Genomic DNA, 21508 nt, shown 5'->3' with positions numbered 1-21508 from the left:
ATGGCGGATGGCAACGCTGGAGACGGTCGCACCCGGTTGTAGGCATTCCTGAACGACCTGGACCTTGAACGGTTTGGGGTAAGAGCTTCGTTGGCGCATGGAAATCCTAACGTTAAGGACGAACGCGTCCGCTTAAAAATACGCGGACACCATCGCCCTTAATGCTGGAGTTCGGAAGGTGACTTGGCTGGACGCTTACATTTCGCAAGCTCTTAAAACAGGTACGCAGCCAAGGTCGTCAACCTAGGGCCGATGATGCCAGGACATTGATGACACGAAACTTGGGGCTGGCCGGCGCCGCCGACCTGTTTGGTACACAACTAGGTAACGATGAGCTTGCTATTTTGGAGCTTGATCTCTACGCGGAACTGGCCAGCGTGCGTCCCTATGATGATGCCCTGCGGGCACTGGAAAGCCTTAAGAGAGCGGGGCTGAAAGTGGCGCTGTGCTCCAACTTGGCTACCCCCTATGCCATACCTGCCAAGTTGCTACTGCCTGAGTTTGACGCCTATGCCTGGAGCTTCGAGGTGGGCGCGATCAAACCGGAGCCAGCGATCTACGAACATCTGCTAAAGCGGTTGGGTTGCAAAGCGTCTTCCATTGCAATGATCGGCGATACATTGGAGGCCGATGTGTTCGGTCCCGAAAGGCTGGGAATGCATGGCTTCCACCTCCAGCGCGATGCCATCCGTGGTCCTGACCGATTAGCTAGCCTGATCGAATTTGCAGACCACATTTTGGGCACGGGGACTGTCACTAGAACGTAGCACTAGCGCACATCGAGGTCGCCTCCAGCTATCGGCCTTCAGTTCAAGCACTCACAACTCGCTTGTAGTGCTTTTCCTGACGATGGCGCTCCCAAAGTCCGTTCGCGCATTGGCCGCAGCGGTTGTGATCACTCAGGCATTCGTAGAGCTGATTGGTTAAGCGGGGCTACCACCAACAGCGTGAAGGAAAGCCGATCAGTGCGGCTTCGTCTCGCTGATGGACTTTGCAGCCCACGTTCTACAATACCCACCATCCGCTAACGGCTAAAGCTGCGTCGCCAGTTTTAGCTGACGCCGCTAGACCCGGATGGCTTAGAGGCATGACGACGCCTTTTTCTGTAACGGGAGCTTCTTTAGCTCTTGAGCGCCAGAATACGCCGAGCGCCGTTTAGAACGATGAATCCCACAACGGTACCGATAATCAGGTCTGGGTAGTTTGACCCAGTCCAAGCGACGAGCGCTCCGGCGACTATAACCCCCATGTTGATGACCACATCATTGGCGGAGAATATCCAGCTCGCTTTCATGTGAGCACCACCTTCCCGGTGTTTGGAAATCAGCAGCAAACAACCCGTGTTGGCGAGCAATGCCAGGAACGCGACGGCCATCATTATCAGCGACTCGGGCTCGCTGCCGAATATAAAGCGTCTGACCACCTCTACGAGCACGCCGAGGGCCAAAATCAGCTGGAGCACACCAGCAAGGTGTGCAGCACGCACCTGCAGATTGACGCTGCGCCCAACCGCATAAAGGGCCAGGCCGTACACTGCCGCGTCAGCGAACATGTCGAGCGAATCGGCAATCAGACCTGCGGACCTGGCGATCAGGCCAGCAGTCATCTCTACCACGAACATGAAGGCGTTGATGCCTAGCAGTAAACGTAGGGAGCGGGATTCCTGTGTAGAGTTCGCCGGATTCTCGGCGGCTTTGATCATCTCTGGGTCTGCCGCGACAGTTTTCTGAAGAGTGGCGCCTAGCCCTAACGTCGCCAGCTTTTTGGTTATGGGCTCAACGGCACTGTCATGCATGACATCTAACCGACGGTCCGACAGATCAAAAGTCAGCTTCCGAACTCCGTCCAAACCATTCAGCGCCAAGCGGATCATTCGCTCTTCTGATGGACAATCCATCTTGGGCACGGCGTAAACACTGACCCATTGCCCCGTCGTATCGGAAGGGTTTTGCACATCGGCATCAGCGGCTGGCGTCGCATCGCAGCCGCAGGGACCATCGGACTTGCTCATGATACGGCTCCACTTGAAATCGAAGATGGGATCATTAAAAGCCTTATAGCTACTATAAGGTCAATAACGCAGAGCCGATGAGGATTCACACGATGCGCATTGGTCAGTTAGCAAGGCTAATAGGGATTGATACACAGACGATCCGCTTCTATGAGCAGCAGGGCTTGTTGCCACCGCCTGATCGCCAGGCGAACGGCTATCGTGTCTACACCGAGAAGCATGGCGAGCGGCTAGCTTTCATCCGGCGCTGCCGAATCTTGAATCTGTCACTTCCAGAGATTCACGCACTCCAAAGCTACCAGGATGACCCTCGCCAGCCTTGTACGGCCGTCAATGCCTTACTCGATGATCACATTTCTCAAGTCAGATCCCAGATAACCGCTCTGCAATCACTCGAACGACAACTCGTTTCACTGCGGGCTAATTGCAACGATGGGCGGGAAGTTGAGGCTTGCGGCATTCTCGCCGGAATTAGCGAGGACGCATGCATTAAATGAACGGCGTTGGGGCTTGCGGGCCTGGTTACCCGGCCAACGCGCATGCCCTCGAAATGGTTGTTTGTCCCTGTGGTTTTTGCCCCTTCGTAGTGATGGCTGTCTCCGTGCGGTATCACTTTGAGTCAGGCCTGCCGAGGAAACGTGAGTTCAAACGTGGTCCGACCGTCTTTGCTGGCGACGGCCACGTGGCCTTTGTGGAGGTTCATCACTGAGCGGACAATCGCTAGCCCCAATCCTGCCCCGCGAGGTTGTATGCCGTTAACGCGGTAAAAGCGGTCGAACAGATGTGGGAGATGATCCGATTCGATAGTCGCGCCATGATTGGTGACAGCCAGCGAGACGATGTCTACGTCCTCCTCAAGGATCTTAAGTTCGACCGTACTGCCAGTATTTGAATGCCGCAGCGCGTTGGATAGCAGGTTGGAAATGGCCCGCTGGACCATAAGTCGATTTCCCAAAATCATGGCATCGCCCGTTACTGTCGTAGCGACTCCCGCTTCTTCGGCAAGGACTTCGAAGTATTCACATACGCGCCTCGCCTCGCTTCCTAAAGATAATTGTTCGAGCTTCAGTGCTGGGCTGGCGTGGCTGGCCTGGGCGAGAAACAGCATGTCTGACACGATTCGATCCATGCGTTCGAGTTCTTCAACCGACGACTCGATCACCTCCCGATAATGCTCCTTGCTTCGCTCACGCACCAAAGTCACCTGCGCCTTGCCTATCAGGTTGTTCAGCGGAGTTTTTAACTCATGAGCCACATCGTCCGAGAATTGTGACAGTTGCTGAACGCCGTCATCGAGTCGATGAAGCATTACGTTGAGGCTGTGCGCCAATGCCTGGAGCTCTTGCGGAAGCCGATCGGTGCGGATTCGAGGTGATAGATCCTGTGTAGATACCTTAGTCGCCAAGGCCCGGAACTTGCGAAGCGGCCGCAAGCCATTTTGGGCGATTAGCCATCCAGCCAATCCGATCAATATCAGTAGCATCGGCACGGTCACTAAGGCCGAGCGCAGGAATGCAGCCACCAGCCGTTGATCGGCACTGCGATCTTGCGAAAGTAAAAGCGTCATTGGAGCCAGTCCCGGGACTTGGATTTGCTTGCGCCCGGTTAGCATCTGCACGCCATCTTTCGTTGTCCAGCCAAGATAGTCGCCGTCCCTGCTCACGAGATCCAGCTGCTGCGGCGCATTGGCGAATCGGCCGATACTGAAAATGGGTGATTTCGCTGTATCGCCGATGACCGTAATCGAAAGGTTGTCATGGCCGAGTACGGTATCGCTCAATGCGTGTTGCCAGGAGCGGCCCATACGGGCTTTGGTGTCTTCGAGGAGTCCATGATCGATCTGAGAGAGCTTGGCCGTCACTTCCTCCTGGGCGCGCAGTTCCAGTTGGCGCACCAGTACCCAGTAGCTCAGTGCAATCAGCAGCGCGACCAAAGCGGCGCCGGTCAGTGTGATTTGAAGCGCGAGACGCGATGCGAGGCTGAGTGGCTTCAAGGCCGCGCCTCCAGCACGTAGCCCACACCCCGGATGGTGTGTATCAGGCGATCGCCGAAGGGTTCGTCCACTTTCATCCGCAGGCGACGAATCGCAACATCCACCACATTGGTATCGCAGTCGAAATTGATGTCCCACACCATGGCAGTTATTTCCGTACGCGTGAGGACTTCGCCAGTCCGGCGCATGAGCAGATGCAATAACGCAAATTCTTTGCTGGTGAGGTCGATACGCTGACCGCTCCGGTAAGCCCTATGCCGGGCCGGGTCCAGTTCGAGGTCGGCTACACGCAGGTTGCTCGGAAGTGTGACTGCCTCGCCTCGCCGCAACAGTGTCCGGATACGGGCAAGCAGCTCGGGGAACTGGAACGGCTTGACCAGATAGTCGTCGGCGCCCGATTCCAAGCCGCGGACTTTTTGCTCTAAGCGGCCATTGGCAGTCAGCATGATGACGCGTGTCTGCTTACGCCGCCTGATGAGTTCGAGAACCTCCCACCCATCCATGGTTGGCAGATTCACATCTAGCAGCACGATGTCATAGTCGTTCTGCAGTGCCAGGTGAAACCCATCGAGGCCATCACTTACGCAATCGACCAAGTAACCACATTCGATAAGACCCTGCTGCAAGTATTCCGCAGCTTTGATCTCGTCTTCGACAACCAGGATGCGCATGTTTTGAGGTAACTCGGCAAGGAGGTGCGCGGTAAGCGGAACCAAAAAAATCCATGTAGTAACTAGGTCAAGACGAAAGCGGCTTGGCTCTAGCGTGAAAGGCAGAGGCGAAAAGATCTGCCCAGGGAAGCGGGAAGCACTTTAACGCGGTAAAAGCCCTGTGAGGGCTATCTTGCGAATTTGTAATCTACCGGTCATTTGGTTGACCCGCAGCGCGAGCGGGTGCACCAAACGAAAAAAGGCGCCCTGATGGGCGCCTGAAACACATCTTCAAACCAAGGGAGCAAAACTAAAGAAGATGTGGTGTTGCTCATGGTGTTTCACAAGATCGAGAGAGGGTACTCGGCGATGAATCGGACCTCATCGAGGTCGGACTCGAAAGCAGTCGCCCGCGTGGTAGCCTGGCGCACCCGCAGAGACAAATCCTTGAGAGAGCCAGTCTGTACAACGTAGCGGGCTTCGACGTCGCGTTCCCAGCGGTTCTGTCCCGTCAGCGGCGCACCGTTATCGTCTTGGCGCATGTACACCTCGTTCGCGTTGCTGTAATCGGCGCCCCAACCGCGGGCGTAGCGGGTCATGAAAGTAAGCCCGGGTATGCCGTACTCCGCCATGTTCAGGTCGTAGCGCAGCATCCAGGACTGCTCTTTAGGTGAGTTGAAATCACTGTACTGAATGGAGTTGTTCAGGTAGATCGAGTCCGCCTGGCGCAAGTAGTCAAAGTCGTTGTTACCGTTGTTTCGCTGATACGACGCCGTGACGGTGTGCGCGCCGAAGGCGACACCCAGGCTGGAGCTCCAGATGTTGTTGTTGAACTCGCCCAGCAACTCACGGCCTTCGTCGGTTGCCTTGTAATAGTTGAAGCTGGCCAGCAGCGCGACGATATCGGAGAGCGGATAGGTGGCCGACGCACCGAAGTAATGCTGGTTCCAGGCATCTTTGAGGCGGCTGGTGTACAGGCTAAGACTGATATTTTCATTCACGCTGTAGTCACCGCCTGCGTAGCCGAGCCAAGGCGCGTCTACGCCCCCGCCGTAGAAGGTGACGAAGTCTTCGTTCATGTTACTGGTGTTGGGCTGGCTCATCGCGTGCAAGCGGCCTCCCTGAAGGGTGAGGTCGTCCAGCGAGTTGTTCACAACGGTGACACCCTTGAAAGACTCCGGCAGCAGCCGAGAGTCGCCGAAGTGCACGACAGGTGTAGTGGGAAATACATCGCCGGCCTTGATCTCGGTGTCCAGCAAGCGTGCTTTCACCGCGCCCCCCACCCGTGTGAAGTCATCCTCAGGATCGCCAGCGCTGTCGTGGGGAAGCAGGTCGATGCTGCCGCCCACACCGGAGCGCCCCGAACCGGAGTCGAGCTTGAGGCCGAGCATGGCGAAAGCGTCGAAGCCAATCCCTACCGAGCCTTGGGTATATCCGGACTCGAAGAAGGCCATCAATCCGTGGGCCCATTCCTCGGAGTAGCCATTGCCGGCGGCACTCTCACCGTCGCGAAAATCCCGATTGAAATAGAAGTTGCGATTTATCAGCGATAGCGTGCTGCCTTCGATGAAGCCCTCGGCTGTTTCCGATTGGGCAAAGACCGGGGCGCTGCCCAATGCCAGTGAAAGGGCTGTCAGCGAAAAAACGGCCTTTTTGCTCATGATGATGCTCCTTATGTACGGCAGGTCAGTGCTCGAATGACGCCTTTCGCCTTTTTGTTTTTAGCGCTTGGCCATGTTCTTCCCCTAGAGATGACGGCAGGATTAGCGGCAAATGACTATTTTGTAATCTGAGGAAGCCCAATCGCGCACTCCTTCGATTACAGATTTGTAATGTTGCGGTCACCAGGTCGTTATCCACACTTATTTAAAGTCACCACCCCATAGCCATCAGCTATCTCGCCGGCTTGGCAAGGCTGATAAAAACGCTTTCGTGTATTTGTCTACTAAATTCAGGGCGAATCACTATCGCAGTAGAGGCGCATGTGTTTCGCGTCTTGGCGGGGGTAGTTCTTATGATTGGATTCGACATCTAAACCAGGAAGTCATCGTTTTGCCTTGGATGAGAAAAATAGTTTTGCTGATGTTGCTAGCCTTGTTCCCATTGCAATCATCATGGGCAGTTGTTAGCACGAGCTGCAGTCATGAGGATGGTTCGGCAGCAAATCATCTTGGACATCACGAACATCCGCACGAGTCTCTGGGTACTGACGAGGAAGGATCGTCAAAAGCCGCAAAAAAAATCAGTCTGGATGGAGACTGTGTCTTTCATGGCGACCATATCAAGCCGCTTATAACGAAAGGGATCTGTCCTGGTTCGGTATTATCAATGAGCTTGAAACCGTTTCCTTCTGCTAGCTACGCATCGGCTGAAGCGGGGCGTCCTGAGAAACCTAATTGGCGCATCGGTGCAAAACCGGTGGGACGCCAAAGTAACCAGTAAGCGCCATTTATCTGTATCTGACGTCTCACCGAACCTTCCCTTTTTTTAGGAGATTTCGGTGCGAAAAGCTCTTTTCTCGCTGGGGTTGACGACGTTGTCGTGCAATCTCGCCTTTGCGCAACCCTTAGAGTTGCCGACCTTCACACAGACCTTACCTGTCGGTGTGTCAAATACATTCCCCGTTGAGTCTGTCGAATCCATAAGCTTTCTACGCGCCTTGGAACTCGCTAGCTCTGCAAGCCCTGAACTGGCTGTTGCAAGACGTGAGCTGGCTGCTTCTCGCGCATTAATTAGCCAAGCCGGAGCACGTCCGAATCCAATATTGTCCGCTAGCCAGGAGGGAATCCGGGGCGATGCCCCGGAGACCACGCTTGAACTGAGCCAAGAAATAGAGCTGGGTGGTAAACGTTCGGCTCGTATTGAGGCGGCGCAACGAGCCTTGGACGTAGCAGCTGCTGACCTACAGGACGCCCAAGCTCGACTGAGGGGGGCAGTGATGGGCGCGTACTACGATGTGCTTACTGCTCAAGAACGGCTGGACCTCGCTCAGGCTGCTTCAAAGCTTGCGAAGCAAGCAGTGAACGTGGCCAATCGACGTGTGAGGGCCGGCATGGTTTCTCCCGTAGAGGAAACCCGGGCGCGGGTTGCGGCTACTGGAGTGCAAGTAGAGCTTGCCCAGGCCACAGCTGAACTCGAAGCTGCGCGCACTCGGCTGGCGGCCAACTGGGGAAATCCACAGCCACGCTTTGAGCGAGTAAAAGAGCCGGCAGAGGCAGTGCCTCCTCTTCCCGAGCTAGCTGAGCTTTATAGCCGTTTGAACGATTCCGCCCAACTAACCCGCGCGCGTCGGGAGGCTGAAAGACGTCGGGCTGCGTTAAAGCTGGAAAGGACGAATCGCTTTTCTAACGTGACGGTTAGCGTAGGTGCCCAACGCTCAGATGAATATAACGGCACGCTGGGATTGGTGAGTATCTCGATGCCCCTGCCGTTGTTTGATCGAAACCAAGGCAACATCGGAGCAGCGCAGGAACGGGCCTACCAGGCGCAGGACGAGCTCAACGCCGTCCATATACGCCTGAAAAGCGAACTTTCCCAAGCGCACATGCGGCTGCGCACTGCTCGCCAGCAGTTTGAACTGTTGCGCAACGATATGCTCCCCAGTGCCCAAAGCGCTTATGAAGCTGCCAGCAAGGGGTTCGAACTTGGAAAATTCACGTTCCTTGACGTACTGGATGCTCAACGCACGCTTTTCCAAGCCCGATCTCAGTATCTGTCTGCGCTATCACAAGCTAACCAGGCGGCGGCAGAAATCTCGCGAATTGTCGGAGATGGGTCGGCCGTTATCACCTCGGCCACTCAGCCATAGGAATCCATATGAAAAGTAAATCGAATACATCTTCCTTGGCTGGTCACAAGAAGCAGATTTTTTGGATCGTCGTCATATTAAGCGTGGCACTTATGCTTGGCGGATTGCTTCTTCGCAGTAGTCCAGCTGTGCCCGATGCGGGCGACGCACATAGCGAGCATGGTGACGAATCGGAGCATGAGGATGAAGGGCATTCGGATGAGGATGCAGAAGCCGAAGGAGATCATGGCCATGATGAAGGAGGCGCCGATAGCGATCACGAGGTCGGTGCGGCAGAGAAAGATGAGCATGAAGATGAGCCCGAGGGAGCGGAGCATACTGAAACAGCAGAGGTAGAACTCTCAGAGACACAAATCCTAGCCGCCGGCATCTCACTGGCAACTGCTCAGCCCGCAAAGATAAAAAGCGCAATTGAGCTGCCTGGCGAAATTACATTCAACCAAGACCGCACAGCGCAAGTTGTGCCTCGTCTCTCAGGTGTCGTTGAAGCGGTCAAAGTCGATTTGGGCGAACAGGTGAAACAGGGGCAAGTACTTGCTGTGATCGCGAGTACAGACCTGTCGGAACGTAGAAGCGAGTTCTACGCGGCGCAAAAACGTCTTGCATTGGCTCAAAAAACCTATCGACGCGAAAAGGAGCTATGGGAAGAGCGTATTTCTGCGGAACAGGATTATTTACAGGCACAACAGGCTTTACGGGAAGCAGAGCTGACTGTTGCGAATGCAAACGCACAGCTACAAGCGCTTGGCAGTGATGCTGGCAAGCCAGACGCATTGAGCCGCTACGAACTCAGGGCGCCGTTCGATGGGATGATCGTTGAGAAGGACATCACGCTCGGTGAGTCAGTCAATACCGATGACCAGATATTCATCATTTCCGATCTCTCCACCGTGTGGGCAGATATCAGCGTTCCTGCCAATGCACTCAGCGCGGTACGAGTAGGCAGCAATGCCGTTATCGAGGCCACAGCATTCGAGTCCAGTGCCAATGGAACCGTTTCTTATGTCGGCTCACTTGTTGGTCAGCAAAGCCGCGCCGCTACCGCCCGGGTCACACTTCCCAACCCTGAAGGGGTTTGGCGCCCCGGCCTGTTCGTCAAAGTGCAGGTAGGCGCTGGCGAAGCATCCGTGCCAGTCGCAGTAAGTCCTGATGCGATCCACACATTGGAAGAAAAGCCGGTGGTGTTTGTACGGACCGACCATGGCTTTGCTGCTCAGCCAATCGTGAGTGGCCGCAGCGATAGTGACGCGGTCGAAATCAAGGAAGGCCTCCAGCCCGGAGCGCGCTATGCCTTGGATAACAGCTTCATCATCAAGTCCGAGCTTGGCAAAGCCAGCGCCTCGCATGCTCACTGATACGGAGTTATAGAATCGTGTTCGAACGTATCATTCGTTTTTCTATCGAGCATCGCTGGTTGGTTATGCTAGCCGTGCTTGGCATGGCAGCGTTAGGAGCTTACAGCTACCAAAAGCTGCCTATCGATGCTGTCCCGGATATCACCAACGTACAGGTGCAAATCAACACTGCGGCGCCAGGTTATTCCCCGCTGGAAGTGGAGCAGCGTATTACCTACCCGCTCGAGACGGTAATGGCTGGGCTGCCCAAGCTCGAGCAGACACGATCCTTGTCTCGATATGGACTTTCTCAGATCACAGTTATTTTTGAGGAAGGCACTGACATCTATTTTGCCCGCCAACTTGTGAACGAGCGCCTGGGAGGGGCCAAAGATCAGCTCCCAGATGGCGTCACTCCAACACTTGGCCCTATTTCCACTGGGCTTGGCGAAATCTATTTTTGGACGGTTGAAGCTGAGGAAGGTGCCACCAAATCGGACGGTACGCCGTATACCCCTGCTGACTTGCGTGAGATTCAAGATTGGATCATCAAACCGCAAGTCCGAAATGTACCTGGTGTTACTGAGATCAATACGATCGGAGGATATGCAAAGGAATATCAGATCGCCCCCAACCCAGACACTTTGCGGTCGTTTGGACTAACACTACAAGATTTGATCGAGGCGGTTGAGCAAAACAATAACAATCTAGGTGCCGGATATATTGAAAAGCGCGGCGAGCAGTATCTTGTTCGCGCTCCAGGACAAATGCAGTCTGTGGAGGACATCCGCGATACCCTTATTAGCAACGTTGACGGTACCCCAGTGCGTATCCGCGACGTTGCGACGGTCGAGGTTGGAAAGGAGCTCCGCACTGGCGCAGCCACCGAGAATGGCCGCGAAGTGGTACTAGGTACGGCCTTCATGCTTATCGGTGAAAATAGCCGAGTAGTTTCAAGGGCTGTCGACGACAAGATGAAAGAGATAAACCTTTCGCTTCCGGAAGGCGTAAAGGCAATTACTGTCTACGATCGAACTGTACTCGTAGACAAAGCTATATCCACCGTTAAGAAGAACCTCACTGAGGGTGCCATTCTTGTTGTGGTTATACTTTTTCTCTTCTTAGGCAATATCCGGGCGGCGATCCTAACCGCGCTTGTGATACCGCTTTCTATGCTCTTCACGTTCACCGGCATGGTAGCCAATCAGGTCAGCGCCAACCTGATGAGCCTAGGCGCATTGGATTTCGGCATCATTATCGATGGAGCCGTGGTGATTGTTGAGAACTGCGTGCGTCGACTTGCACACGCTCAGTCCCATCACGGACGGGCATTAACACTGTCCGAACGGCTTCATGAAGTATTCGCTGCGGCAAAGGAAGTGCGTCGGCCTCTATTGTATGGGCAGCTGATCATTATGATCGTGTATCTGCCGATATTCGCCCTTACAGGGGTAGAAGGTAAGATGTTCACGCCCATGGCGTTTACCGTAGTGACAGCGCTATTCGGGGCGATAATCCTTTCGGTGACGTTCGTCCCGGCGGCCGTTGCGCTCTTTATCGGTAAGCGGGTTACGGAAAAGGAAAACTTTCTAATCCGCAATGCTAAACGGGCCTACGCACCTGCGCTCGATGCGGTAATGGCCAACAAGCCAGCAGTGCTCACCTTTGCGGTAGTTGTAGTCATACTTTCTGGCCTCGTAGGGTCACGTATGGGCAGTGAATTCGTGCCTAGCCTCAACGAGGGAGACTTCGCTATCCAAGCCCTTCGTGTACCAGCTACCAGTCTTAGTCAGTCTGTAGAGATGCAGCAGCAGCTGGAGCGAAAGCTTATGGATGAGTTTCCGGAGATTGAACGCATATTTGCGCGAACTGGCACTGCGGAAGTGGCATCGGATGCTATGCCTCCAAATATCTCTGACGGGTACGTCATGCTGAAGCCACAAGAACAGTGGCCGGATCCAGGCAAGTCGCGTAATCAGCTCTTAAGCGAGGTGCAAGCATCCGCCGCTGAGTTGCCGGGCAATAACTACGAGTTTTCCCAGCCGATTCAGCTGCGTTTCAACGAGCTGATTTCCGGAGTTCGTGCCGCGGTAGCCGTGAAAATCTATGGTGATGACATGGACGTTCTTAACAGCACGGCGGCGGAAGTATCCGAGGTGCTAGGACAAGTACCAGGCGCTTCAGAGGTTACGGTCGAGCAGACGACTGGCCTTCCCATGCTCACGATTGATATCGATCGCGATCAGATCGCACGATACGGCCTGAGTCTAGATACCGTCCAGCAAGCGGTTGCAGTAGCTATCGGTGGCCGAGAGGCAGGCACCTTGTTTCAAGGAGATCGGCGTTTCGATATCGTGGTTCGTTTACCGGACGAGATACGCAGCGATCTCGCCGCAATTGAGCGGCTTCCAATTGCCCTTCCAAGGGAATTAAACAGCACCATAAGTTATATCCCCCTCGGCGAGGTGGCCACCCTGGATTTGGCCCCCGGTCCGAATCAGATCAGTAGAGAAGAAGGGAAACGGCGAATTGTCGTCAGTGCAAACGTCCGTGGTCGTGACATTGGATCATTCGTATCTGAGGCAGAACAGAAAATCCAGGCCCAGGTAGATATCCCGGCAGGTTATTGGATCGACTGGGGCGGTACCTTTGAGCAGCTTGAATCGGCAACGAAGCGGCTGCAGATTGTCGTCCCCGTGGCGCTGCTCCTGGTCTTCATTCTGCTTTTCATGATGTTCAACAATGTCAAAGACGGTTTGTTGGTCTTTACAGGGATTCCATTTGCGCTCACCGGAGGCATTGTTGCGCTGTGGCTCAGAGATATCCCATTGTCCATTTCAGCAGGTGTTGGCTTTATTGCTCTGTCAGGCGTCGCCGTTCTAAATGGCCTGGTAATGATCTCCTTCATCCGTAGCCTACGGGAGCAAGGTTTACCTCTGGACACTGCGATCCGCGAAGGTGCCCTTACCCGGCTACGACCGGTATTGATGACAGCCTTAGTGGCTTCACTCGGGTTCGTTCCAATGGCCTTGAATGTGGGTACCGGTGCAGAGGTACAACGTCCCCTTGCGACGGTGGTGATCGGGGGGATTCTCTCCTCAACGGTGCTAACGCTATTAGTTTTGCCGTTGCTCTACCAGATGGCTCATCGACGCGAAGACGAATTGGAGGAGCAAGAAATCGCGTTGGCCGCTGACAGAACAAGCTAGAGATTGGATGGCGGCACACAACGCCCCGTTCTTGCTAGCTAGCGAGAACGGGGCGCGTTAATTATCGGAGCGCAGTTTCATTAGCGGCGCAGCGGACAGCACAGCCTTTGTGGCGCAGTCTGATGCATCTAAGCGGTAAATAAAAAATTGCTCAGCGCTTAGTGCGTATGACTTTCGCTACATACGCGTCCTTGACCTGATGGCTTTCACCCACGGTGAGCTGACGAAGGATTATGCAAACAGCGACTGACCTGCCCCGGTCGGCAGCAAAGGGCGATAGCTACGACAAAGCCCTGGCTGGAACGATCAGCGGGCTGTGCAAGGCCGAGCTGACACCGTCAATCATGGGCGAACCGTGAGGCCTTTGAGATAGCGACCCAGACATGGGTGCGCTGTACGCCACAGCGTCTGTTCAGCTCACTCGGACATGATCCTTGCGAAGGCTAATAACAACAGATCAGGCAATGGCGGCCTGACTTAAACGAAACGGCTTATATAAATTCCGGGCGATTCGCTGGTAGCGATGTTGCGGGCAAGTTATGGAAACAAAAAAGCGCCCCGAAGGGCGCTTAGAGTGCAACTGCTTCCAAAGGAGATTGGAAGCTGCCGGAGGCGAATATCGTTCAGATATGAAGCGGTTAGTCAGCTTTGGTTTCTTTCTTGCTTTCCGTATTGTTCTGATCTTGGCGGGTATCCTTAATCTGTAATTCGTCTATTTTTCGTTTGGCGGATTCGGTTCCGTGAATTCGTTTTTGATCTGCTCGGAATTTTTCATTAAATTTAATTGAGCGGTCGTAACCATCTTCTGCATAAGACAATGCGGAGCCGCAGATTACCAAACCAACAACAATAGCTTTCAACAGATTCATAGGGCAGTCCTCGCTAAATTCAAAGGTGGCTTGCTGAGCTTTCTCGCTGAGCCCTGCAGGTTCGAATGAATTTTGCGTGATTGAAGTTAACAGCAGCATGAGCCAAGCATTACATTATTGAAATGTAATGCTTCCATTGCGCGGTGACATGAGCGCCTTGCTTCGTCATGTCAGCACCGAGGCGCACCAATCTGCAAGGGCCTATCCTACGAAAAGAATGATTGGAAGATTACAATATTGTCATCTTCGGATTGACGCCGCATCATCTATCATTAGCGAGCAACGTCGTTTAACGTTTGAGAGGGATCGGCCAGTTATCGGCAAGTTTCAGACGATAATGCACGAACTCGCTTGAGAGTGGTCGCATTTCTGTCAGTGTGGTTTGGAAGGCCAGATGGTATTGGTGCTAGTATTATCTATTACTTTTTTGGGCTCCCTATCCTTGTCTTATGTTATTTAAGGACGGTTAAAAACCAATGGCTCACGAACATAACCATAACACCGAAGCCATAGGCGATAAGCGTTTAATCGCTGCCATTGGCGTTAATACTGTGCTAACTCTGGCACAAGTTGTTGGAGGAATACTTTCTGGCAGTTTATCGCTCATAGCTGACGCGCTACATAACTTGAGCGATGCCGCATCACTGGTTATTGCGCTCATCGCACGTAAAATCGGTCGCAAACCGCCAGATGCTTTTAAAACCTTCGGCTACCGACGCAGTGAAACCATAGCGGCTTTGATTAACTTGGTCACGCTGATTATCGTTGGTCTCTACCTCATCTACGAAGCTATAGGTCGGTTTTTTGCCCCACAGCCCATTGAAGGATGGACAGTGGTCGTGGTGGCGGGAATAGCCTTGATTGTAGATGTCGTCACGGCCTTGCTCACCTACACAATGTCTAAGAATAGCATGAATATAAAGGCGGCATTCTTGCACAATGTGTCGGATGCGCTGGCCTCCGTCGGTGTTATTATTGCCGGAACATTAATCCTTCTGTATGACTGGTATTGGACAGATACTGTACTGACGCTGATGATTGCTGGTTACGTGCTATGGCAGGGCTTTAGCATGCTACCTAAAACCATTCACTTGTTAATGGAGGGCGCACCAGAAGGAGTTTCCATCACTGATATAATCAATGTCATGGAGCAAGTGGACGACGTTGTGAGTGTTCACCACGTACATGTCTGGGAAATTGCCGAACATTCAACTGCATTGGAAGCTCACGTTGTCATCAAGAAGGCTAGCCTGCCCGAAATTGAACGAGTGAAGACTGATTTAAAACGTGTACTTCATGAGCGATTCAAAGTCAGCCACTCGACACTTGAAATGGAGCTAGACGGCAGTGTTTGTATCGACACCAGGCAGGCCGACAGTCATCGCAGCGAAGCATAAGCCTGCTTTGCGCTCACCGCTGTTGCTAGACAGTTATCTCGATATCAACGGAGTGAACTTGCGACATCACTCGTTGGCGCTATGTCTTCGACCAGAGACATGCTAGCGGCATGTGGCCAAAGCAGCTCGTCACGAGGAGATCAGGCTAGGTCGTGGCACCTTCGGCAGGCTGCCGCGACGAGCAAGCCCCGCCAGTCGCTACCGCCGCGGACGCTCAGAGCCAGCGGCGGACTCGTGCGCGGTAGCGAGCGAATGATTCGCCGAACAGCGCTTCCAGCGCCGACTCTTCGGGTTCGATTTGGAAACGATTCATGTAAAGCACGAAGGCAACCACGCCCAGCAGGGTAAAAGGCGAGGCCAGGGCCAGCGCGCAGGCCGTCAGGCTGATGGCGAAGCCCAAATACATGGGGTTGCGGCTGTACTGATAGATGCCAGCCTCCACCAACACCGAAGCCTGCTGCGGCTGCAATGGATTGACAGTAGTACGTGCGCGGCGAAACGACAGTACGCCGGCGAAACACACGCCGAGCCCCAGGAACAGTACCGGCAAAGCGAAGGTCAGCCGCGCGGTCCATGCCAGTTCGATGCTCGGTAATCTGGGCCCCGACAAACCCATCAGCAGAGCGATCAGGCCAGCTACGAGCAGCGGTGGCACGCGGTTCTCCAGCGCGCTCATAGTGTCATTCCCGTGCCTTGGCCACTTCGCTGCTCACTAATCGGCGCAGCGGCTCCGGGCCGAACTCGCTGAGCGCTCGACCATTGACAAAAAAGGTCGGGGTGCCACGAATCCCAACGGCCTTGACGTCCTGCATGTCCGTTTCAAGCACGGCGTTGACGCTAGGCGTATGCATGTCCTGGCGAGCCTGCTCCAAGTTCAAACCGACGCGCTCGGCAGCAGCCCATGCCTGCGTTACCTTGGGGTCGTCGTGCCAACCGGGCTGGGTCTCCAGCACAGCCTCCAGCACTTGTTCATGGAGATTTTGCTTGCGCGCCGCCTCAAGCATCCGCGCCACTTCTTCCGAACCTTGATGAAACAGTACATAGCGCAGCACCAGACGTACATCTTCCGGGTTCTCGGCGAGGATCTGCTTCACAAAGGGATGGAAGGCGCGGCATGCCTCGCATGAAGGATCGAAGAACTCGACAATGGTTACTGGCGCTTGCGCCGGGCCGAACACCGGCGAGTGGAAGCGAACCAGTTGGCCTCCGTTCTGTTTGGGTTGTGTCGCGGTCTCTTGGGCTGTCGAACTGGGAGCCTGGGCCTGTTGAGGCGACTGCGAGGGGGAATAGAAGAATGCGGCGGCGGCAAAAACGGCCAGGATCACGGCACTGATGATCAGGACCACGGAACGGCGATTCATGGAGTTGTTCTCCGACGGATGAGAATGAGCAGGATGGCGATCAGGATAAAGGCGAACAAGGCGAGTGCCGGCAGGGGCACCACGCCGAAGAGGGTCATTCCGGCGCCTGAGCAGGATGGACCGGTGGCCGTGCAGGGCTGGATCGGCTGTGGAATCAGCCCTGCATAGAGCAGCGTGTGAACAAATGCCAGAGCCGCACCGATAGCGGTCAGCGGTAGGGCGTAACGCCAGACTGTGAAATCCGAGCGGTAGCAGGCGATGGCCAGGATCACCGCCAGCGGAAACATAAAGGCGCGCTGGAACCAGCACAAAACACAGGGTGCCTGGCCCATCACCTCGCCAATGTACAGCGCGGATAGGGTCGATACCAGTGCGACCAGCCAGGTTAGCAGCAGCAGGTTCCAGGTCATGCCTGAACGTTGAGGATTCATTGCGGTTAGCTCCTGGCGGTGACGAACACTTGCGTCAGACCCGCCATCCGGTTATTTCGAAACACCATGCTTCCTCTTGTCGGCAAGACTTGTTGGAGCGTTGTAAACCTTCGCCCACCGGCACAAGCGAAAAGCAACCAGGCAGCCCGCTGCGCAACCAGCCTCAACGCTGGGTTAAATCCGATGCCAGTGCGAGAATGTCGCCCTTGCGCAGCAAGAGAAGATATCAGATGTCGCGGGACTGGCTGGAAGAACATCAGATAGCATTTTATTTCGCGGCGGTGGTGGCCGCTGCCATTGCAGGTTTGAGCTCTGCGCAATTCACCGGACTGACGGCCATGGCCATCACACCGGCGATTGCCGTGCTGATGTATGCCATGTTTCTGCAGATTCCTTTTCTGGAACTGCGAGCAGCTTTTGCCAACCGCCGCTTCGTCGGTGCCCTGTTACTGGCCAACTTCCTGTTAATGCCATTGATGGTGTGGCTAGTGACGTGGCCGCTCTCATCGAACAAGGCCTTGTTGGTCGGCGCGCTACTTGTCCTGCTGACGCCTTGTATCGATTACGTGGTGGTCTTCACCCACCTGGGCAAAGGGGACTCTCGTCTGGTGCTCGCGGCGACGCCATTGCTGCTGTTGCTTCAGCTTTTGCTGCTGCCCCTCTACTTGCAGCTAATCCTTGGTTCCGAAGCTGGCACAGTGATCAAGCTGTGGCCCTTCGCAGAAGCTTTCCTGTTACTGATCGTCCTACCCTTGGTAGCGGCTGTGCTCACCGAATTTGGCGGGCGCCGATCTCTGCTGGTTCGTGCATGGAGCGCAGGCTGGGCTTGGCTGCCAGTACCTGCAATGGCCCTGGTTCTAATCGTGGTGGTAGGTTCGCAGATCGCGGCCGTCGTGTACCAACTCGACATCCTGGCGCCGTTGCTTCCGGTATACGGAGCGTTTCTATTACTCGCTCCCGCCCTCGGCGTACTCAGCTCCCGGCTATTTGGTTTGGAGGTATCTGCCGCACGGGCAGTGGCATTTAGCTCAGGCACTCGCAACTCGCTTGTAGTGCTTCCCCTGGCCCTAGCGCTCCCGGAGTCCATTCGCGGGCTGGCTGCGGCGGCTGTGATCACTCAGACACTCGTAGAATTGATTGGTGAGTTGATCTACTTAAGGGCGATTCCAGCCATGATCAAAAACCGCTGAGCCTGGTCGAAATCGGCGAGAGCGCTCATGCCTCGTGCTGTGGAGCAAGATTGATCAGCGGCGCAATGATGAGCTGAGCAGTGCGAGCCCAGGAAACCAGCGCCTCAAGATCCGTCTGCAGAGATTCGGCTTCTGCCCAGATACAAGCACTCTCGGCAGGCACCGTAAGGGCGATGCCCTCAATTATCGTCAGAGCCATCGCATGCAATCTCAGCAGCTCGTCGCGAATGGCGGTGGTTCCGCCCAGTTGCAGCAAGCAGGCGTCCAATCGATCAACCAGCCGGAGCAGTTGAGAGGCGTCGAAGCCGTCGCGTAGGTTTTCCAACGCCACCGCATCGACTTCGCCGTACGGTGTAACGCGAAAGGCTGCGGGAGGAACATTGATCATGTCGTTTTCTCGGTATCTAGCTGGCGAGGTGTGATCACCCGCAGCGAGCCGGCAGCTTGTTGGAACACCGAGTCCTTAATCCAGGGCTCCGGTGGCCGGTTGAGCTTTAGGTTGAATTCGCCGAAGCGTTTGACGTTGCTGGTCAGGTAGGGGCTGAGGAAGGACACATCCTCGTCGGTGAACTGCCAACCCTCTCGGGCCAATTTCTGCAGGATGCGCATCATATCTACAGTGTTCTGCAGGATCACCGATGAGGCCACCATGTCGTTGTAGCGCAGACGTTTTTGCTGTTCGTCCGGATCGTTCTCGGCAATCACGTCGCCACCGAACGAAAGCCACTTCGAGAAACCATTGTAGGACTCGATTTTGTTGGTGTTGGCGGTAACTTCCTGGCGCAGCTCGCGGCTGCCGATCCAGTTGAGCAGGAAGATCGTGCGGATCACGCTGCCCAGTGCCTGGGCCGCATGGTAGAGCTTGTTGCGCCGACTATAGGAGCCGAGTTTTCGCAGCAGCATAGGCGAGGAGATTTTGCCGGCCTGGATGGACAGCGCGACCTGCATCAGATCTTGCCAGTGAGTTTCGATCAAGTGCCAGTCGGCAGTGTCGGTGAACAGGCGGTTGATATGCTTGTACGACGCGCCGCGATCCGGCCGGCACATCACCAGGTCACGCCAGTTGCGGATACGTGGCATCAAGTTGATGCCCAGCAGATGGGTGAAGGCAAAGACTGTCGCCGATTGCCCCTGAGTATCTGAATACACAGTGTCTGCCTTGACACTGAGATCAGCCTTAAGCAGCCCCTCAATTACGTAAATCGCCTCCCAGATGCCTGGTGGGATGAAGTGCTGGAACACAGCGATGTAGTTGTTGGCCACGTGCCGATAGGCCACGGCACCCATCTTGCGGTAGCGGAAATGATAGCCGGCCAGCAGGTTGTCATCATAGAAGTCGAACTGCGTGCCGTCCGCTGCCACCGCCTTGCCATCGCCCCAGAGCTTAGGCAGATCAAGCTGCAAATAGAGTTCCACCAGCTCGCGGTTAGCCTTGTCCAGCTTCTCCAGTGAAAGGTGGCGGCGATTCGTATAGGACAGCATGTGTGGCGTGACATTACCGGCCAGATGCCGCGCAGCCTGGTTGGGACCGAGATTGCAGCCCATGGCGAAGATGGTCATCAGATAGCGCTCGGCAGGCTCTTTGAGCTTCGGCTCGTTACCGGACATGGGACCGAAATGCCGCGTGAACTGAATCCAATGCTCTATGTTGGCCATGATGTCGAGCACGTGCCTGGCCGGCATGCGCTGCATAAGCGCCGTCTGTAGTGAGATGGCCGAAGGTGGAATGTCCCGCGCCGTTACTCGGCGCAACACCGGTTCTCCGGCTTCGTTAATCGATACGTCCCCTCGGCAAGATGGGAATTTGTCGTCCAGTTGTTGCGCGGTTTCCTCCAGCTGAGTCTTGAGGGAGGCAACAAACTCCTTGGCCGTGCCTGGCAGCCCGACCTTTTCGCAGTAGGCCGGTAGTCGCTGGAGACATTCCTCCCAGGGCAGCAACTGCTTGCGGTAGTCGGCGAAGGATTCCGACCCCTGTACACACATGTCACCCGATCGCAGCTCGCGGGCCAGGTAGGAGAATACACAAACTTCTAGATAGCGCCGGTTGGTCGGTGGCCCCTCACTGGCAGGACGGCGAACGACCTTGACCCAGCGCTCCGACGCAAACGACAAGTCGACGTGCTCGTCGATCCACTCGCGGTGTAGATTCTCGCTGTCCTGGATCAGTTGAAGAGCCTGAACCAGCGATCGATCCTGAGTCGTGGGCTCCAGTTGAAGAAGGTGGCTTAGACGGAACAATAACGAGCGATGGGACTTGAAGTGCTTCCAGATCAGCGGCAGGTAGTTATTACCGCCGGTAGCCTGTACTTCGGCGCAAGTCTCACGCAACCGATCCAGATTGCCACCGGGGGAGAGGTATTCCCGAATTAGACTGCCAGCCTCCTGGTCATCCGGTTCTTGAACCAGAATCTGCACCACGCCATCCAGGGTCGCCGCCAACTGCTCTAGCTTCTGGCGTTGCCGCGCCTGGATTTGCTCCAACTCCTCCTTGGCGCGTTTATGGATCGTCGAAATCCGTCGGATGAACATCTCGGCCAAGTGATCCCGGGTCCGCACGCGCATGCGGTAGATTAAGGCCAGCATCAGCGTGTAGCGCTTCGGCAGTAAGCAGTCCTTCAACTCGGCTACGTCCGACGCCGCGGCTTGGGCAGCGAAGTGACGGATCTTGGTGTCGACTATTCCTTCAAAAATGGCACCCAGATCCCCGAAGCTCTCTAGCCATGCCAGATGATCGATCAGTACCTCCAAGTGCTTGCGAGATGGTTTCTTGGGCGCCTGCTTCAGCGCATTGAAGTCGCTCTGGCGTCGGCCGAAGTCAGTATCGAGCAGATCCTTTAGCTTGTGGATCACCTCGACTGGCGTTCTGGTTACTACAAGGTTGAATATTGCCTCTTGGGATTCGGCATGAATTCGCTCAGCAAGATCATTCAGGGTCGAGTACGCAGGGAGCTCATAATCCTGGCGGATCAGCTCTTCAATTACGGAGTTGATGATGTCGGCGCGCTGGTCAAGCACAAACGACATTGCTTTGGCATGCCGCTCGGCGAGCTCCATGGCTGCGGATTCCACGCCATTCGGACACTCAGCCCACGCTGATCCGGACACCTGTTCCACGTTCATTCGGACAGGCAGTCGGAGCGCAGCGACGCAGGGGTGGCATTGTTAGTCTGAGGTGCCCGGCGTCGTCAATTTCTGCGTCCGTTTGCGCATTGATTCACCCTCCAGATTGATCCGATAAGCGTTGTGCACCAGGCG

18 protein-coding genes and 3 pseudogenes are annotated in these 21508 nt (G+C 55.1%); 9 read left to right on the top strand and 12 right to left on the bottom strand.

Annotation, left to right across the window (positions count from 1 at the left end; genetic code table 11):
* Positions 1-99, bottom strand: a 99-nt coding sequence (locus V6943_RS20555; protein ID WP_445324164.1) for a transposase, incomplete at its 3' end; no start/stop codon positions are given.
* Between the two features lie 170 nt (positions 100-269).
* On the opposite strand from V6943_RS20555, the gene V6943_RS19975 reads away from it, so the two are divergent.
* Together V6943_RS19975 and V6943_RS19970 are read left to right on the top strand one after the other, a co-directional pair.
* Positions 270-767 carry an HAD family hydrolase gene (locus tag V6943_RS19975; protein WP_003298796.1) on the top strand — a complete coding sequence of 166 codons (498 nt, stop codon included), beginning with the start codon at positions 270-272 and terminating at the stop codon, positions 765-767.
* Between the two features lie 34 nt (positions 768-801).
* Positions 802-927 (top strand): annotated as a pseudogene (locus V6943_RS19970) (arsenic resistance protein); the annotation flags it as partial.
* Positions 928-1120: 193 nt separating this feature from the next.
* On the opposite strand, the gene V6943_RS19965 reads toward V6943_RS19970, so the two are convergent.
* A complete protein-coding gene (locus V6943_RS19965) occupies positions 1121-2011 on the bottom strand; it encodes a cation transporter (protein ID WP_021210268.1) in 891 nt (296 codons plus the stop codon).
* 92 nt (positions 2012-2103) lie between these two features.
* Here V6943_RS19965 and cadR point away from each other — a divergent pair, with 92 nt between their 5' ends.
* Entirely contained in the window at positions 2104-2508 is a 405-nt protein-coding gene (cadR, locus tag V6943_RS19960; RefSeq protein WP_003292662.1) for a Cd(II)/Pb(II)-responsive transcriptional regulator, read from the top strand.
* A 122-nt stretch (positions 2509-2630) separates the two neighbouring features.
* On the opposite strand, the gene V6943_RS19955 is transcribed toward cadR, so the two are convergent.
* The 3 genes from V6943_RS19955 to V6943_RS19945 all read right to left on the bottom strand — a co-directional run bounded on the left by V6943_RS19955 (position 2631) and on the right by V6943_RS19945 (position 6315).
* The gene (locus V6943_RS19955) at positions 2631-4004 is read right to left on the bottom strand and encodes a heavy metal sensor histidine kinase (RefSeq protein ID WP_003292663.1); all 1374 of its coding nucleotides are present in this window, start codon (positions 4002-4004) and stop codon (positions 2631-2633) included.
* Positions 4001-4675, bottom strand: coding sequence for a heavy metal response regulator transcription factor (locus V6943_RS19950; RefSeq protein WP_008569962.1), 675 nt, complete (start codon positions 4673-4675; stop codon positions 4001-4003). The genes V6943_RS19955 and V6943_RS19950 overlap by 4 nt, the downstream gene beginning before the upstream one ends.
* A 320-nt stretch (positions 4676-4995) precedes the next feature.
* Positions 4996-6315: an OprD family porin gene (locus V6943_RS19945; protein WP_014822255.1), complete on the bottom strand. Its 1320-nt coding sequence runs from the start codon at positions 6313-6315 to the stop codon at positions 4996-4998.
* 839 nt (positions 6316-7154) lie between these two features.
* On the opposite strand from V6943_RS19945, the gene V6943_RS19940 reads away from it, so the two are divergent.
* The 4 genes from V6943_RS19940 to V6943_RS19925 all read left to right on the top strand — a co-directional run bounded on the left by V6943_RS19940 (position 7155) and on the right by V6943_RS19925 (position 13364).
* Positions 7155-8462, top strand: a complete 1308-nt coding sequence (locus V6943_RS19940; RefSeq protein ID WP_008569960.1) for a TolC family protein — start codon at positions 7155-7157, stop codon at positions 8460-8462.
* Between the two features lie 8 nt (positions 8463-8470).
* Entirely contained in the window at positions 8471-9817 is a 1347-nt protein-coding gene (locus tag V6943_RS19935; RefSeq protein WP_015275575.1) for an efflux RND transporter periplasmic adaptor subunit, read from the top strand.
* A 17-nt stretch (positions 9818-9834) separates the two neighbouring features.
* The gene (locus tag V6943_RS19930) at positions 9835-13005 is read left to right on the top strand and encodes a CusA/CzcA family heavy metal efflux RND transporter (RefSeq protein ID WP_015275576.1); all 3171 of its coding nucleotides are present in this window, start codon (positions 9835-9837) and stop codon (positions 13003-13005) included.
* A gap of 233 nt (positions 13006-13238) precedes the next feature.
* Positions 13239-13364, top strand: a complete 126-nt coding sequence (locus V6943_RS19925) for a hypothetical protein (protein ID WP_023444716.1) — start codon at positions 13239-13241, stop codon at positions 13362-13364.
* Between the two features lie 279 nt (positions 13365-13643).
* Here V6943_RS19925 and V6943_RS19920 read toward each other — a convergent pair whose 3' ends face one another.
* Positions 13644-13973 carry a hypothetical protein gene (locus tag V6943_RS19920; protein WP_023444715.1) on the bottom strand — a complete coding sequence of 110 codons (330 nt, stop codon included), beginning with the start codon at positions 13971-13973 and terminating at the stop codon, positions 13644-13646.
* A gap of 377 nt (positions 13974-14350) precedes the next feature.
* On the opposite strand from V6943_RS19920, the gene V6943_RS19915 reads away from it, so the two are divergent.
* A complete protein-coding gene (locus V6943_RS19915; RefSeq protein WP_008569956.1) occupies positions 14351-15271 on the top strand; it encodes a cation diffusion facilitator family transporter in 921 nt (306 codons plus the stop codon).
* Positions 15272-15485: 214 nt separating this feature from the next.
* Here V6943_RS19915 and V6943_RS19910 read toward each other — a convergent pair whose 3' ends face one another.
* Genes V6943_RS19910 through V6943_RS19900 form a run of 3 tightly spaced genes read right to left on the bottom strand, consistent with a single transcriptional unit; the run spans position 15486 to position 17063 of the window.
* Positions 15486-15947 carry a methyltransferase family protein gene (locus V6943_RS19910; RefSeq protein ID WP_017246351.1) on the bottom strand — a complete coding sequence of 154 codons (462 nt, stop codon included), beginning with the start codon at positions 15945-15947 and terminating at the stop codon, positions 15486-15488.
* Between the two features lie 4 nt (positions 15948-15951).
* Positions 15952-16632: a DsbA family protein gene (locus V6943_RS19905; protein WP_102853253.1), complete on the bottom strand. Its 681-nt coding sequence runs from the start codon at positions 16630-16632 to the stop codon at positions 15952-15954.
* A complete protein-coding gene (locus V6943_RS19900) occupies positions 16629-17063 on the bottom strand; it encodes a disulfide bond formation protein B (protein WP_174824731.1) in 435 nt (144 codons plus the stop codon). Before V6943_RS19900 ends, V6943_RS19905 begins: the two co-directional genes overlap by 4 nt.
* A 230-nt stretch (positions 17064-17293) precedes the next feature.
* Between V6943_RS19900 and V6943_RS19895 the strand changes: the two genes are divergently transcribed.
* Positions 17294-18253 carry an arsenic resistance protein gene (locus V6943_RS19895; RefSeq protein ID WP_102845815.1) on the top strand — a complete coding sequence of 320 codons (960 nt, stop codon included), beginning with the start codon at positions 17294-17296 and terminating at the stop codon, positions 18251-18253.
* 25 nt (positions 18254-18278) lie between these two features.
* Here V6943_RS19895 and tnpC read toward each other — a convergent pair whose 3' ends face one another.
* The 3 genes and pseudogenes from tnpC to V6943_RS19880 form a co-directional block, all read right to left on the bottom strand.
* Positions 18279-18641, bottom strand: a complete 363-nt coding sequence (gene tnpC, locus V6943_RS19890) for a Tn3 family transposase post-transcriptional regulator TnpC (protein ID WP_003298428.1) — start codon at positions 18639-18641, stop codon at positions 18279-18281.
* Positions 18638-21271, bottom strand: a pseudogene (locus V6943_RS19885) (Tn3 family transposase); the annotation flags it as partial. The pseudogene V6943_RS19885 and the gene tnpC, both read right to left, overlap by 4 nt.
* Before the next feature lie 144 nt (positions 21272-21415).
* Positions 21416-21508 (bottom strand): annotated as a pseudogene (locus V6943_RS19880) (AAA family ATPase); the annotation flags it as partial.

Source organism: Pseudomonas sp. CBC3 (assembly GCF_037967085.1).
Lineage (GTDB): Bacteria > Pseudomonadota > Gammaproteobacteria > Pseudomonadales > Pseudomonadaceae > Stutzerimonas.
This window is presented reverse-complemented; position numbering and strand designations above follow the sequence as displayed.